12 protein-coding genes are annotated in these 14,450 nt (G+C 71.2%); 7 read left to right on the plus strand and 5 right to left on the minus strand.

Features of this window, described 5'->3' with window-relative positions:
* Positions 1 to 112: 112 nt before the first annotated feature.
* From DEJ06_RS14365 to DEJ06_RS14380, 4 genes are all read left to right on the plus strand, one after another.
* Entirely contained in the window at positions 113 to 625 is a 513-nt protein-coding gene (locus DEJ06_RS14365; protein WP_111024711.1) for a MarR family winged helix-turn-helix transcriptional regulator, read from the plus strand.
* A gap of 113 nt (positions 626 to 738) precedes the next feature.
* On the plus strand, positions 739 to 1,245 hold the full coding sequence (locus DEJ06_RS14370; protein WP_017886495.1) for a Dps family protein: 507 nt from the start codon (positions 739 to 741) through the stop codon (positions 1,243 to 1,245).
* An 8-nt stretch (positions 1,246 to 1,253) separates the two neighbouring features.
* Positions 1,254 to 2,054 (plus strand): SDR family NAD(P)-dependent oxidoreductase, encoded by an 801-nt coding sequence (locus tag DEJ06_RS14375; RefSeq protein WP_111039754.1) that lies wholly within the window; start codon positions 1,254 to 1,256, stop codon positions 2,052 to 2,054.
* Between the two features lie 31 nt (positions 2,055 to 2,085).
* Complete coding sequence (locus tag DEJ06_RS14380; protein ID WP_111039755.1) at positions 2,086 to 3,279, plus strand: NAD(P)/FAD-dependent oxidoreductase; 1,194 nt, start codon at positions 2,086 to 2,088, stop codon at positions 3,277 to 3,279.
* Between the two features lie 156 nt (positions 3,280 to 3,435).
* Here DEJ06_RS14380 and DEJ06_RS14385 read toward each other — a convergent pair whose 3' ends face one another.
* The 4 genes from DEJ06_RS14385 to DEJ06_RS14400 all read right to left on the minus strand — a co-directional run bounded on the left by DEJ06_RS14385 (position 3,436) and on the right by DEJ06_RS14400 (position 7,659).
* Entirely contained in the window at positions 3,436 to 4,506 is a 1,071-nt protein-coding gene (locus tag DEJ06_RS14385) for an alpha/beta fold hydrolase (RefSeq protein WP_111039756.1), read from the minus strand.
* Positions 4,507 to 4,576: 70 nt separating this feature from the next.
* The gene (locus tag DEJ06_RS14390) at positions 4,577 to 5,452 is read right to left on the minus strand and encodes an SMP-30/gluconolactonase/LRE family protein (RefSeq protein ID WP_111039757.1); all 876 of its coding nucleotides are present in this window, start codon (positions 5,450 to 5,452) and stop codon (positions 4,577 to 4,579) included.
* Positions 5,453 to 5,531: 79 nt separating this feature from the next.
* Positions 5,532 to 6,365, minus strand: coding sequence for a DUF1206 domain-containing protein (locus DEJ06_RS14395; RefSeq protein ID WP_111039758.1), 834 nt, complete (start codon positions 6,363 to 6,365; stop codon positions 5,532 to 5,534).
* Positions 6,366 to 6,492: 127 nt separating this feature from the next.
* Positions 6,493 to 7,659: an RtcB family protein gene (locus DEJ06_RS14400; RefSeq protein ID WP_111039759.1), complete on the minus strand. Its 1,167-nt coding sequence runs from the start codon at positions 7,657 to 7,659 to the stop codon at positions 6,493 to 6,495.
* A gap of 503 nt (positions 7,660 to 8,162) precedes the next feature.
* Here DEJ06_RS14400 and DEJ06_RS14405 point away from each other — a divergent pair.
* Positions 8,163 to 9,983, plus strand: a complete 1,821-nt coding sequence (locus DEJ06_RS14405; RefSeq protein WP_111030882.1) for a glycoside hydrolase family 15 protein — start codon at positions 8,163 to 8,165, stop codon at positions 9,981 to 9,983.
* 46 nt (positions 9,984 to 10,029) lie between these two features.
* Positions 10,030 to 10,632, plus strand: coding sequence for a DUF1992 domain-containing protein (locus DEJ06_RS14410; protein ID WP_111039760.1), 603 nt, complete (start codon positions 10,030 to 10,032; stop codon positions 10,630 to 10,632).
* Positions 10,633 to 11,049: 417 nt separating this feature from the next.
* Here the strand turns inward: DEJ06_RS14410 and DEJ06_RS14415 are convergent, their stop codons facing one another.
* Positions 11,050 to 11,733 carry a hypothetical protein gene (locus tag DEJ06_RS14415; protein ID WP_110865654.1) on the minus strand — a complete coding sequence of 228 codons (684 nt, stop codon included), beginning with the start codon at positions 11,731 to 11,733 and terminating at the stop codon, positions 11,050 to 11,052.
* Between the two features lie 195 nt (positions 11,734 to 11,928).
* On the opposite strand from DEJ06_RS14415, the gene DEJ06_RS14420 reads away from it, so the two are divergent.
* Entirely contained in the window at positions 11,929 to 14,385 is a 2,457-nt protein-coding gene (locus DEJ06_RS14420; protein ID WP_111039761.1) for a phosphoketolase, read from the plus strand.
* Positions 14,386 to 14,450 lie beyond the last annotated feature (65 nt).

A 14,450-nucleotide genomic window follows, 5' to 3' on the forward strand; every position in this document is an offset into this window, starting at 1 on the left:
CGCGGACGCAACGGTCGTTGCGAACGCATCGGACGGTGCGGACGCACCGGTCGTGGCGGAACCCGGGAGTTCGCTAGACGGCCGAGATACGAGACGGGTTACCCTGAACGCCATGTCGACGCAGGAGATCACCGAGGCGTCCGGGTACTGGTTCCCGGACGACGACGCGACCCAACGCGGGGTCGCGGTGCTGAACGCCCTGCGCCGGTACCGATCCGCCGAGACGGCCATGCGCCGCCGGACCCGTGACTCGATGGGCATGGGCGAGACCGACCTGCTCGCCGTGCGCTTCCTGCTGCAGGCGCAGCGCTCCGGCACCGCCGTGAGCCCGAAGGACCTCGCCGCGTACCTGAAGATCTCGTCGGCCTCGACGACCATCCTCATCGACCGCCTGGTCAAGTCGAACCACGTCCGCCGCGACCCGCACCCCACCGACCGCCGGGCCCTCGTCATCACGCCGACGACCGAGACCGACGACGAGGTCCGCGCCACGCTCGGCGTGATGCACCGCCGGATGATGTCGATCGCCGAGGGGCTCCCCGCGTCCGAGGCGCGGATCGTCGCCGGGTTCCTGGAGCAGATGCGCGACGCCGTCGACCAGGTCGACCCCGCGCCGTCGCACTGAGCAGCCCTGCACCGAACGCCCTCGGGGGACGCTGCCTCCGAGCGCACTGAGAGCGCGCACTGCGGCACCGCGTAGACCGGAACGGTCACACCGACGCGAAAGGAGCCACAACCATGCACGCTTCGGACAAGATGGCCAAGAACCTCCAGGCGGTCCTCGTGGACCTCATCGACCTGCACCTGCAGGGCAAGCAGGCCCACTGGAACATCCTGGGCACCAACTTCCGCGACCTCCACCTGCAGCTCGACGAGATCGTCGACGCAGCTCGTGAGTTCGCCGACGACACCGCCGAGCGCATGCGTGCGCTGTACCTCGTGCCGGACGGCCGCTCGGCGACCGTCTCCGCGGGCAGCCACCTCGACGCGTTCCCCTCGGGCGAGATCACCACGCACGACGCCATCGACCAGGTCACGCTCCGGCTGTACCAGGCGACCGGCACCATGCGCGATGTCCACGACGAGGTCGACGAAGAGGACCCGACGACCGCGGACCTGCTCCACGGCTTCATCGAGCGCCTCGAGCAGCTCGCGTGGATGGTCTCCGCCGAGAACCGCGCGCCCAGCACCCCGCTGGCCTCCGCCACCACGCCCGCGGTCGCCGACGCGTCGGCACACGCGTAGGGGCCCGGGTGGACCTCGGTATCCAGGGCAAGACCGCACTCGTCTTCGGCGGCGACTCCGGCATCGGCTGGAACACGGCGCGCATCCTCCTGGCAGAGGGTGCGACCGTGGTCGTCACCGACATCGACCAGAGCCGTCTGGACACCAGTGCGGACCAGCTCGAGGCGCCGCTCGGCAAGCTGCACGCCTTCGCCGCCGACGTCCGGAGCGCCGAGAGCCTCGCCGCCCTGCACGACAAGGTGCGCGAAGCGGTCGGCGAGATCGACATCCTGGTGCAGTCCTCGGGCGTCACCGGCGCCCAGGGCATGTTCCACGAGATCGACGAGGCCGGCTGGGCGGAGACGCTCGACATCGACCTGATGGGGCCGGTGCGGATCACGCGCGAGTTCATCGGCGACCTGCGACAGGGCGGCTGGGGACGCATCGTCTACCTGGTGTCCGAGGACGCCTCGCAGCCGTACGACGACGAACTGCCCTACTGCGCCGCGAAGGCCGGGGTGCTCTCGTTCGCCAAGGGCCTGTCGCGCTCCTACGCCTCCGAGGGGCTGCTGGTGAACACGGTCTCCCCCGCGTTCATCCACACGCCGATGACCGACGCGATGATGGACAAGCGGGCCAAGCAGCGCGGGACCTCGTTCGACGAGGCCATCGGCAGCTTCCTCGAAGAGGAGCGCCCGTACATGGAGCTCAAGCGCCGCGGCGAGCCGGAAGAGGTCGCGAACGTGGTGGCCTTCCTGTGCTCGGACCTGGCCAGCTTCGTGAACGGCGCCAACTACCGGGTCGACTCCGGCTCGGTCGCCACGATCTGATCGTGGCACCACAGCACCGCCAGGAGGCGTCATGACCGACTTCCGCTACCTCATCGTCGGCGGCGGGATGGTCGCCGACGCTGCTGCCCGTGGCATCCGCGAGCTCGACACCGACGGGTCGATCGGCATCCTCAGCGAGGACGTCGATCGGCCCTACGCCCGACCCGCGTTGTCGAAGAAGCTCTGGACCGACCCGGACTTCAGCTGGGACGACAAGGTCGACCTGCACACCGAGGAGACCGGGGCGCAGTTCGTCCTGGGAACCGCGGTCACCGCGATCGACCGTGCCGCGAAGACCGTCACGACGGCCGACGGCGCGACCCACCGCTACGAGCGGCTCCTGCTCGCGACCGGCGGAAAGCCACGCGGGCTGCCGGGGCTGTCCCCGTCGGCACGCGTGCTCGACTACCGCAGCGCGTCGGACTACCGCCGGCTGCGTGAACTCGCGGACGCTGGAGCACACGTCGCCGTCGTGGGCGGCGGGTACATCGGTCAGGAGATCACGGCGGGCATCGTGCAGAACGGCGCACGCGTCACGCTGGTCGACCCGGACGAGGTCGTCGGCGGACGGATGTTCCCGGAGGACCTGGCACGGGCGTTTCAGCAGCGCTTCGTCGACCACGGCGTCGAGCTCCGCACCGGCCGCCGGGTGTCCGAGGGCACCGAGACGGCCGACGGCGTGCGGCTGACGCTCGACGACGGCTCCGTGGTCGAGGCCGACGCGGTCGTCGCCGGACTCGGCATCGAACCCGCGACGCAGCTCGCCGCCGACGCCGGCCTCACCGTCCGCGACGGCATCGTGGTGACCTCGACGCTGCTCACCGACGACGACTCCGTGTTCGCCGCCGGTGACGTCGCCGAGTACCCGGACCGGATCCTCGGCACCCGCCGGGTGGAGCACGTCGACAACGCCCAGCAGCAGGGTCGGCAGGCAGGCCGCAACCTGGCCGACGCCGACGAGACCTACGACCACACGCCGATGTTCTACTCCGACGTCTTCGACATGGGGTACGAGGCCGTGGGGCAGGTCAGCTCCAAGCTCCGCACGGTCGAGGACTGGCAGGACCCCACCGTGACCGGCGTCGTCTACTACCTGGACGACGACGACACGGTCCGGGGCGTGCTGCTCTGGAACGTGTGGGAGAAGACCGACGAGGCCCGCAAGGTCCTCGCCGAGGCGAACGCGCTGACGCCCGACATGCTGCCGGGCCGCATCACGCCCTGACCGCTCGCCCGTCGCGGTGGTCGCGACCGCCTGGAGGCCCGGTGCCGGTCCGGTGGACCGGCACCGGGCCTCCAGGCGGTCACCCGCAGATCGCGACGGACGCTGGTCCGACGGTGCTCGCTGCTTCGACGGTGCTGGCTACTTCGACCGTGCTCGCTACTTCGACTCCGGCGCGACTTCGTCGACGACCGCCCGGCGGTCCGCCGGGTCGACCGGCAGGTCGTCGCCGTCCGCCATCGCGACGGCGTGTGCGGACTTGGCCGCCTCGAGCGTCTCGTCGTCGTTCCGGGCCATCCCGAACAGCTCGATGAACCGCGACTTGACCAGCAACCAGGCGTCCCCCGGGCTGAGCCGCGCCAGGTCCGACGACGTCGAGTCGTCGCGCACCCGCTGCAGCGACGACACGCCCCGGTCGGGGATCCGGTGGTCGACGTGCGCCACGGCGAGCCGCGCGACCGCGTCGGCCTGTGCGTGCATGACCGAGTGTGCGCCGTCGACGACCTCACGGAGGACCGCGTACGGGAACACCCGCGCCAGCCGACGGACCCAGTCCCGCGGCACCATCGCGTCGTGCTCACCGCGGACGATCAGGGTGCGGGCCTGCACGTGGGCGGCGCGCTCCTCGATCGGGAACGCGATCATCCGCGGCAGGACCTTCCGGAACCAGTGCCACCCGCACAGTGCGTACGCCGTGATGCCGTGCCAGCGGACCGCGGCGGGCTCGTGCAGCGTCGACCGGAGGAACCGGAACGCCGACTGCCGCACCGTGCGCGCCGACGAGTCGACCACCGGGCTGATGAGCACGAGGTCGGAGATCCCCGGACGGCGGGCGGCGACCTCGGTGACGACCTGGGTGCCCATCGAGTGCCCGACCAGGACCGGGTCCTGGAGCCCGAGGTCGTCGATGACCCGCTCGACCGCGTCGGCGTAGCGCTCGATCGAGACCTTGCCGCGGAACCGCGGGACCCCGGCGAAGCCCGGCAGGTCGAGCGCGTGCACCGGCCCGTTCTCGTTGAGGTGCGGGGCGAGCCGCTCGTAGTAGGTCGAGGCGATGCCGAGCCCCGCGACGAGCAGGAAGGCCCGCTCGCCCGGCTCACCGATCGAGCTCACCCGGACGTAGGTGCCGTCGACCGCGACCCGGTCCACCTGCACCGTGACGTCAGCGTCCTCGGCCTGGGCGAGTTCGCCGGCCGGGTCTGGCCGGGGTGCCTGGCGTTCGTCGTCCACGTGGGTCTCCTCCGGTCGGGCGGTCGCCCAGGATACCCGGCCGCCGTCCGCGCGGGCGGCGACGACGTGCTCAGCCGCTGAAGGTGTTCGCGGGGAACCCGTGCACCGTCGTCGGCACCGCGAAGACCGCCCCGGACCGGGGCGCCTGCTCCAGGTCCTGCTCGGTGAGGTTCTCGCGGGCCGTCCCGACGAAGAGCGTCGACATGTCCGGGCCGCCGAACGCCACCGACGTCGCGTTTGCGACGGGGAGCGCCACCGTCTCCAGGTGCGAGCCGTCGGGCCCGTAGCGCTCGACGCGGGACCCGCCGTAGATCGCGCTCCAGAAGCAGCCCTCGTCGTCGCGGACCAGGCCGTCGTGCGCCTGACCGACGATGAACGGCTCGAGTTCGCCGAGCTCGCCGTCCGGGCCGTACGACCCCCGGAAGACGGTCGAGGCGCTGGTGTCGGTGACGTACATCGTGCTGCCGTCCTCTGACCACTCCATGCCGTTCGTCACGCCGAAGCCGCCGCGGAGCACCCGGGTCGTGCCGTCGGCCTCGATCGAGTAGAGCGCTGCGTCGGGTTCGCCGGTCGTCACGTTCATGCTGCCGACCAGGAACCGGCCGAACGGGTCGCACTTGCCCTCGTTGAACCGGTTGCCCGAGGTGCTGTGGGTGACGCGGGCGATCTCACGCTCCACGGCTCCCTGCTCGTCCGTCACCACGACGGTGTCGCCGAGGGCCGCGACGAACCCGCCGGAGGCCCGGGGCTGGAAGCTCGCCAACGGGGGCGGCAGCGGCACGCTCGAGCGCACGGTGCCGTCGGCCTCGGCGGTGTTGAGGGTGCCGAGGGTGATGTCGGCCCACCGGAGCAGCTGTGCGGACGGGTCCCAGACGATGCTCTCGGCGAGGACCGCTCGGGCGTCGGCGAAGACGGTCGCGGGGCCGGTCGTGACGTTGGTGCTCATCGACCCCGTCTACCGCGGGGGCGGTCCGTGCTCGCTCAGGCGTGCGTGCGTCGGTGGGTAGCGCGGCGGCGCCGGCGGGTCAGAGGCGGGCGAACCGCGCGCGGAAGAAGCTGTAGACGCCGAAGGCCAGGAACCCGATGCCGATCGCGACGAGGACGAACACCCCACCGGGCATGCTCCGCACCGCGTCGAACGCGGCGTCGAGGCCGGTGGCCTGGTCGGGGTCGCTCTGCAGCCCCGCGACGGCGATGAGCACGCCCACGATGACCACGGCGACGCCCTTGCCGACGTACCCGACGACGCCGAGCACGGTGACCACGCGGTCGAGCTGGCCCGACGGTCGCGTGATCTGCTTGCGGAACGACCGGCGGCAGCCGATCACCACGAGCCCGATGCCGACCGCGACCGCGATCGCCCCGGCCAGGACCAGCACGAACACCCCGCCGGGCGTCGCCAGGGTCTTCGCCGCGGCACTCTGCGACGAGCTGCTCGAGCTCGACCCGGCACCGAGCGCGTACGAGGCCGCCGAGTACGCGATCACGCCGTAGACCACGGCCTTCGCGACGTCCTTCAGCCGGGCGAGCCAGCCCCGGGTGGTGTCGGAACGGCCGCCGACGATCGCCTCGACGACCAGGCGCACGGTGAGTGCGGCCGTGCCGACGGCGATCAGCCAGAGCAGGAACACCCCGCCGGGGACCGCGGCGATCTGCTGCAGCGCACCGGACTGGTCCGTCTCGCCGCCCGAGGACGCGTTGCCGATCCCGAGCAGGATCGCCAGGTACCCGATCAGCAGGTGGACGATGCCGCTGCCGACGAACCCGGCGCGTGCCGTGACCTCGAACCAGCGGCTGTCGGCCGCCCGCCGGACCTGTCGTCCGGTTTCCTTCGCTGCGTGCTCCGCCGTGTCGCTCATCACGGCCCAGCGTGCCCGACGCGTGCCGTCCTGTCCGGGGCGCGCCGGGCCGTGCGGTCCGCCACGTGGCGGACGGGAGGCCCGTGGCGGTGCCGCCACGGTCCTCCCGTCCGTCGGTGGGCGCGTCTCAGTCGCCCTTCACGTTGACGACCTGCCGCAGGGTGTGCCGGATCGACACGAGGTCCTCGGCGTCCGCCATGACCTGGTCGATCGGCTTGTAGGCCGCCGGGATCTCGTCGAGGAAGGCGTCGGTGTCGCGGTACTCGATGCCCGTCATCGCCTCGCGCAGCTGCTCGTGGGTGAAGGTCCGCCGGGCAGCGCTCCGCGAGAACAGCCGACCCGCACCGTGCGGCGACGACTCGAGCGAGGGCTTGTTGCCGAGCCCCTCGACCACGTACGAGGCGGTGCCCATCGACCCCGGGATCAGGCCGGGCTGACCGGCCTTCGCCTGGATCGCACCCTTGCGCGACACCCACACGGACTTGCCCCAGTGCGTCTCCCGCTGCGTGAAGTTGTGGTGGCAGTTGATCCGCTCGCGCTCGTCGACGGGCGTGCCGACGGCCTCGGACAGCTGCCGCACGACGCGGTCCATCATCTCCTCGCGGTTGAGCAGCGCGAAGTGCTGGGCCCACCGCAGCTCGGCGATGTACCGGTCGAACTCCGGCGTGCCCTCGACCAGGTAGGCCAGGTCGGGGTCCGCCAGCTGGATCCACCAGCGCTCCATGGCCTTCTTGGCGACCTTGATGTGCCGCTGCGCGATCTTGTTCCCGACGCCCCGCGACCCGGAGTGCAGGAAGAGCCAGACCCGGTCCTGCTCGTCGAGGGAGACCTCGATGAAGTGGTTGCCGGACCCGAGCGTGCCGAGCTGGTTCCGCCACCCGCCGTGCACGCCGTCGGGGTCGAACCCCGCGGTCTCGGCCATCGCCTCGAGCTCGGCGATCCGGGGTGCGGCGGTCGCCACGATCTTCCGGTTCGACGCACCGGCCGACAGCGGGATCGCTCGCTCGATCTGCTCGCGCAGGCCCTGCAGGTCGGCGGGCAGGTCGGTGGCGGTGAACTGCGTGCGGACCGCGATCATGCCGCAGCCGATGTCGACGCCGACGGCCGCCGGCATGATCGCGCCGAGGGTCGGGATCACGGACCCCACTGTGGCCCCGAGGCCGAGGTGTGCGTCGGGCATGAGGGCCAGGTGCGGGAACACGAACGGCATGCGCGCGGTCGTGCGGGCCTGCTGCTCGGTGTTGTCCTCGAGCATCGAGGCCCAGCTGAGCAATCGGTCGTTGATCTTCTTCATGGAGTCGTCTCGCTTTCGTGACGGTCGAGGTGACGGTCCGAGACGGTCGTACGCCGGGCCTCCTGGTCGTCGCCGGACGTGGCGGACGGAAGGAAGCGGTGCTGACGAACGCCCCGGGCCGGGTGGGCACGGGGCGTCGTGGGACGTCGCGTGCCTACACGGGATAGCGGAGGGACCACTGCTGCTCGGGCAGCACGGCGGCCGCGGCGAGCTGGAGCTCGACGCGTTCCTCGTTGTGCTGCACGGTGCGCATGCGCGGTCCTTCCGGTGTGCCCGGGGCGGGCGGTCTGCCGATCGGCAGGAGGACGACGCTAGTGCGACACGCCCGGGATGCGCAAGTCGCGTGGGCGTGTCGGCTGGGCGCCGGGGGTTCGCCGGCGGTTGTCCTGGGGTGCTCCGGCGGTTCGCCGGTGGTTCTCCACAGGCGGGAGGCCCGGCGTGCGTTCTCCACGAGGGGTACGTCCGCCTGATGGTCGCCACCGCGGCCGGGGCAGGCTGGACGCATGACCGAGCGCACGCGAGACACCCCCGACGCGACCGAGAACGAGGAACGGACGAACGGGTACGTCCCGCTCCGTTCGTACGGCGCGATCGGCGACGGGCGGACGGTCGCCCTCATCGCGCTCGACGGCCGGATCGACTGGCTACCGATCCCGTCGATGGACTCGCCGCCGGTGTTCGCGAGCATCGTCGACGCCGAGCACGGCGGACACGTCGCCCTGCGGCCGGTGGACGACCAGGCGCAGGTGTCCCGCGCCTACCTGCCGGGGACGAACGTGCTCGTGACGACGTGGACGACCCCGTCCGGCACCGCCACCGTGACCGACGCCATGGTCACCGGTGTGGCCGGACGCCTGCCGTGGGCCGAGATCGGCCGCTGCGTGCAGGGGGTCGAAGGGTCGGTCGAGATGGAGTGGGCGGTCGTGCCCGGCACGATCCTGAACACGGCGGAACCGCGCCGACTCGACACCGCGAACGGCACGGTGATCGGCATCGACGGCGTGACCATCGCGATCGTCGAGCAGGGCTTCGAACCGGTGCACGACGACGGCCCCCGGTTCTCGGGGCGGTTCACGACGACCGAGGGCTCGAAGTCGATCCTGACCATCGTCGGCACGTACGACGAGCCGATCTTCCTGCCCGAGCCCGAGCGCACCCTCGAAGGGGTCGACCGCACGATCGAGAACTGGTCGACCTGGTCGAAGGAGTTCAGCTACGACGGCCCCTGGTCGGACGCCGTCCAGCGCAGCGCCCTCGCCCTGAAGCTCCTGATCTTCGCCCCCACCGGCGCCATCGCCGCTGCACCGACGACGAGCCTGCCCGAGGACCGCACCGGCGGGAAGAACTGGGACTACCGGTTCGCCTGGGTGCGCGACCTGGCGTACACGGTGCACGCGCTCACCCGCTTCGGCCTGCGCGAGGAGACGCACGCCGCCGTGTCGTGGGTGATGCGCACGATCGCCGAGCACGACGAGACGATGCCGATCTTCTACGGGCTCGACGGGTCGAAGAGCGACACCGTCGAGGAGCGCGACGTCCCGGGCTGGAACGGCATCGGGCCGGTCACGATCGGCAACCGCGCCGGTGACCAGCTTCAGCTCGGGGTCTGGGGCGACGTGTTCGAGATCATGCGCCAGTACGTCCGGGCCGGCAACGTGCTCGACCGCAAGACGGCCTCGGTGCTGCAGGACCTGGCCGACGACGCCTGCCACCGCTGGGTGGAGCCCGACTCGGGCATGTGGGAGCTGCAGGAGGCGCAGCACTACACGACGAGCAAGATCGGCTGCTGGCAGGCGCTCGACGCCGCGGTCGAGCTGCACGACGCGGGGATGATCGACGGCCCGCGCGAGAAGTGGATCGAGAACCGCGAGCTCATCGAGGACTGGGTCGCCGAGAACGGGTGGAACGAGGAGCTCGGCCACTACGTCATGTACCCGGGCACCGACGCGCTCGACTGCTCGATCCTGCTGCACGCGATGTCGGCGTTCGACCGCGGACCGCGCATGGAGTCCACGATCCGGGCGATCGAGGAGCAGCTGCAGCACGGCCCGCTCGTGTACCGGTACTCCGGCATCCAGGACGAGGAATCGCCGTTCGTGGCGTGCTCGTTCTGGCTCGCTGCGGCCCTCGCCTGCGTCGGACGGGTCGACGACGCGAAGCAGCTGATGGACGACATGGTCGCGCAGGCGAACGACGTCGGCCTGTTCAGCGAGATGCTCAGTGCCGTCGACGGGGACTTCATGGGCAACATCCCCCAGGGGCTGTCGCACCTGGCGCTCATCCAGGCCGCGCTGACCATCGAAGAAGTCTCAGAGAAGTCCTGACCGGGCTGGACGAACCGTCGGGGGCGCGGGGCATCATGGTCTGACGATGAACGACGTCGATGCACGGATGGACCGGCTCCGCAGGGCCGCGCGCTACCGCTACCAGCAGCTCGTCGACCAGGAGATCGAGCGGGGGTCGCTCGACCCCGACGAGGTGCGCTCGGAACGCGAGGAACGTCGGCTGCTCAAGGCCGCCGACGTCGCCGCGCACGCCCGGGCCCAGATCGCGGAGGCCGAGCGCCGCGGGGTCTTCGAGGGCAACCCGTACCACGGCAAGCCACTGCCGGGACTCGACGGGCAGCACGACCCGGACTGGTGGATCAAGTCGAAGATCGAGCGTGAGGACATCCGGGGCATCGCGCCGCCGGCCCTGGCACTCCGGACCGAGGACGCCGAACTCGACGACGCACTCGACGCCCTGTCGCTCGAGACCGACGTGCGGGACGTCCTGGTGGACTTCAACGCGCGGGTGAAGGAGGCCCGACGGCAGCTGCTCGGCGGGCCGCCGGTGGTGACGCCGATGCGCGACGTCGAGGCCGAGGTGCTCGCGTGGCGGGAGCGCCGCGAGGTGCGCATGGCTTCGGCCGCGCGGGCTGCGGAGCAGGCGCGGCTCGAGGCGAAGCCGCGGCGGTGGTGGTGGCGCCGCTGAGCGGTGCGGTGCGGTGGGGTCCGGGCGCGATTTCGCGCTGAGCGACAGTCCACGCGAACGTGAGCACGTGAGGTGTCGCCCAGCCCGTGACGACGGCGGCCGCCGGCCCGGCGTACCCACACGACGGATGGGAGGCCCGGCGCCAGCTGGCACTGGGCCTCCCGTCCGTCGTGTGCGCCCGTTCTTTCCCATCGCGCGCGCGTTGGTTCGCAAGAACGGGCGTACCTGGTCGAAAGAACCGACCAGGTACGCCCGGTTCCGCCAGGTACGCCCGGTTCCAGCAGGTACGCCCGGTTCCGCCAGGTATGCCCGGTTCCGCCAGGTACGCCCGGTACCGCTCGGTGCGGGCCCGCGCAACGCAAGTCGGCCCGGACCGCGCTGCTGCGTGGTCCGGGCCGACTGTGGTGGTGCGGGGTGTTACTTGATCTGTGCGGTGATGGTGGCGGTGCCGACGAGGAGGCCGCGCTTGACGGCGTCGGTGCCGAAGGTCTTGTTCAGCAGGCCGGCGGCGTCTTCGGAGATGTGGACGGTGGTGCCGGTGAGGATGGCGTTGTCGCCCTCGAGCTGGAGGGGCTTGAGGGAGCCGCCGTGCAGCTCGAACAGGAACGCGTTGGCCGCGGCGACCTTGCCGTTGACGAGGACGTCGCCGTAGAGCTTGGACGAGCCCGGGTTCACGACGAAGTTCTCCAGCGTGACGGTGGTGTCGCCGGCCTTCAGGGTCAGCCCCGAGTCGTCGTGGTTCAGCAGGCCCTGCACGTACGGGCGGTAGTTGCCATCCGGCGACCAGTAGGTGACCGACCCGGCGGTGATCGGGAACGACACCGACCCGTCAGCCAGGGTCGCATCACCCGAGACGCCGGGGGTGAGCTTCAGGGCGGTGAGGGCGTCGGTGAAGCCGGAGTCGAGCTTCACGGCGGTGGAGCCACCGAGGACCTCGGGGACCGAGGCGACGGGTGCGGGGATCTTCGACTCGGACGACGAGGACACCGTGTGCACGTTCGGGGTCGCGGCCTGGGCGGAGGAGATCCCGAACGCGGCACCGCCGAGGACGAGGGCGCCGGTCGTGGCGAGGGTGATGGAGGTCTTGAGGCTCTTACGCATCGTGATCAGTCCTTTGCTCTGGAGGCGCTCCGGCCGGTGGCCGAATGTGCACTGTGCACACACTGAGTACCGGCCAACTGTGACCGGAGAGCGCCCTGGGCTTTTGCCCTGTGCAAGTCATTCGGCGCCCCCGCCCGAACGGTTTGGGACGAGTTTCCTGAGGTGCCGCAACCCGGTGTTTCGTACCGTGTACCCATGGCTCCAGCACACATCTCCACGACCGACCGGCTCCGGGCGGTCGACGCCTGGTGGCGCGCCGCCAACTACCTGACGGTCGGGCAGATCTACCTGCTGGACAACCCGCTACTCAGCCGGCCGATCGAACCCGACGACGTCAAGCCGCGGCTGCTCGGCCACTGGGGCACCTCCCCCGCACTGAACCTCGTGTACGCGCACTGCAACGCGCTGATCACGGAGACCGGGCGCGAGTTCCTGTACATCTGCGGCCCGGGGCACGGCGGTCCGGCGATGAACGCGAACGCCTGGCTGGACGGCACGTGGAACGAGCTGTACCAGGACGTCGACCTGCAGCGGTTCTTCCGCCAGTTCTCGTTCCCCGGCGGCATCCCCTCGCACGCCGCCCCGGAGACCCCCGGCTCCATCAACGAGGGCGGTGAACTCGGCTACTCGCTGTCGCACGCCTACGGTGCGGCGCTCGACAACCCGGACCTCGTCGTCGCATGCGTGGTCGGCGACGGTGAGGCCGAGACCGGTCCGCTCGCCGGTTCGTGGCAGGCGCACACGTTCCTCGACCCGGTCTCCGACGGCGCCGTGCTGCCGATCCTCAACCTCAACGGCTGGAAGATCGCGAACCCGACCGTCCTGGCCCGCATCCCCGACGAGGACCTCACCTCGTACTTCCGCGGGCTCGGCTACGACCCGATCGTGGTCGACTCCCGCCGCGTCGACGACGACCCGTACGCGGTCCACGCCCTGTTCGACGGTGCCCTGCGACGCGCCCTCGCCGGCATCGACGACATCCAGGCCGCTGCCCGCGCCCAGGCCGCCCGTGCCGCCGCGGGGCAGCCCGCCGGCGCCGCGGACCTGCGTCCGCGCTGGCCGATGATCGTGCTGCGCACCCCGAAGGGCTGGACCGGCCCGAAGGAGGTCGACGGCGAGCAGGTCGAGGGGACCTTCCGCGCGCACCAGGTGCCGCTGCCCGCGGTGCGCGAGGACGACGGCCACCGTGCGCAGCTCGAGGAGTGGATGCGCTCGTACCGCCCCGAGGAGCTCTTCGACGAGGACGGCCACCCCGTCGGCATCATGACCACGATCCGTCCGACCGGTGACGAGCGGATGAGTGCCACCCCGCACGGCAACGGCGGTCGGCTGCGGACCGCGCTCGACCGGCCGCCGCTCGAGCCGTACGCGGTCGAGGCCGGTTCCACGGCATCGGCCACGGGCACGCTCGGCCCCTGGCTCGCCGCACTCATCGAGAAGAACGCCTCGACCTTCCGGCTGTTCGGACCGGACGAGACGATCTCGAACAAGCTCGACGCCGTGTTCGACGTGACCTCGCGCGTCTGGCGGGCCCAGCGCGCCGCAGGCGACGAACACCTCGCCGCACGCGGACGGGTCACCGAGGTCCTGTCCGAGCACCTGCTGGAGGGGATGCTCGAGGGGTACGTGCTGTCCGGTCGGCACGGGATGCTCAACACCTACGAGGCGTTCGCCCACATCATCGACTCGATGGTCGGGCAGTACGCCAAGTGGCTGGAGTCCTCGACCGACATCGACTGGCGGGTGCCGGTGTCCAACCTGTCGCTCCTGCTCTCGTCGCACGTCTGGCGACAGGACCACAACGGGTTCTCCCACCAGGACCCCGGGTTCCTCGACGTCGTCGCGTCGAAGCAGCAGGACCTCGTCCGGATCAAGCTGCCGGCCGACGCCAACACGTTGCTCGCCGTCGCCGCGCACGCGATGGAGACCACGGACCGCATCGAGGTGATCGTCGCGGGCAAGCACCCGGAGCCGGTCTTCCTGTCCCTCGACGACGCGGTCGCGCACGCGCAGGCCGGACTCGGCGTGTGGGACTTCGCCGGCACCGAGCAGGCCGTCGGGAGGGTCGACGTCGTGCTCGCCTGCGCCGGTGACGTCCCCACGGTCGAGGCGATCGCCGCCACCGACATCATCCGGAAGCACGCTCCCGGCGTCGGGGTCCGCGTGCTCAACGTCGTCGACCTGCTCGCGCTCGGCGACCCGCGCAAGCACGAGCACCCGATCCCGGACGAGCAGTACGACGCGCTCTTCCTGCCCGGCACGCCCACGGTCTTCGCGTTCCACGGGTACCCGACGCTCGTGCACCAGCTGACGTACCGCCGGAACGGACACGACGACCTGCACGTGCACGGGTTCCTCGAGCAGGGCACGACGACCTCACCGTTCGACATGCTCATGCGCAACGAGATGGACCGCTTCGCCCTGGCCCACGACGCCCTGACGCGGGTGGACGCCGAGGCGCACGCCGATCTGCTCACGAAGCTGTCCGAGGCGCGTGACGCCGCGCGGACGTTCGCGTACACGAAGGGCGAGGACCACCCGTCCCTCGCGGGCTGGGAGTTCGCGGGCTGGCCGCAGGACGAGCCCGCCAGCGGCGGGACCGGCGGCGACCCGGGTGCGGGCGAGACCGAGGCGGCCGCGCCCGGCAACTGACGCACTCCTCCACAGGCCTGGAGGCCCGGAGCGCCCTCCACGGGACCGGTCACGCCCGCCGCGTG

It is taken from the genome of Curtobacterium sp. MCLR17_051 (assembly GCF_003234395.1).
Taxonomy (GTDB): Bacteria; Actinomycetota; Actinomycetes; order Actinomycetales; family Microbacteriaceae; genus Curtobacterium; species Curtobacterium flaccumfaciens.

Coding starts and splice junctions, on each gene's coding strand:
- DEJ06_RS14380 (WP_111039755.1), top strand. CDS start 2,086: ATGACCGACTTCCGCTACCTCATCGTCGGCGGCGGGATGGTCGCCGAC.
- DEJ06_RS14405 (WP_111030882.1), top strand. CDS start 8,163: ATGACCGAGCGCACGCGAGACACCCCCGACGCGACCGAGAACGAGGAA.
- DEJ06_RS14410 (WP_111039760.1), top strand. CDS start 10,030: ATGAACGACGTCGATGCACGGATGGACCGGCTCCGCAGGGCCGCGCGC.
- DEJ06_RS14400 (WP_111039759.1), bottom strand. CDS start 7,659: ATGAAGAAGATCAACGACCGATTGCTCAGCTGGGCCTCGATGCTCGAG.
- DEJ06_RS14390 (WP_111039757.1), bottom strand. CDS start 5,452: ATGAGCACCAACGTCACGACCGGCCCCGCGACCGTCTTCGCCGACGCC.
- DEJ06_RS14420 (WP_111039761.1), top strand. CDS start 11,929: ATGGCTCCAGCACACATCTCCACGACCGACCGGCTCCGGGCGGTCGAC.
- DEJ06_RS14415 (WP_110865654.1), bottom strand. CDS start 11,733: ATGCGTAAGAGCCTCAAGACCTCCATCACCCTCGCCACGACCGGCGCC.
- DEJ06_RS14365 (WP_111024711.1), top strand. CDS start 113: ATGTCGACGCAGGAGATCACCGAGGCGTCCGGGTACTGGTTCCCGGAC.
- DEJ06_RS14370 (WP_017886495.1), top strand. CDS start 739: ATGCACGCTTCGGACAAGATGGCCAAGAACCTCCAGGCGGTCCTCGTG.
- DEJ06_RS14395 (WP_111039758.1), bottom strand. CDS start 6,365: ATGAGCGACACGGCGGAGCACGCAGCGAAGGAAACCGGACGACAGGTC.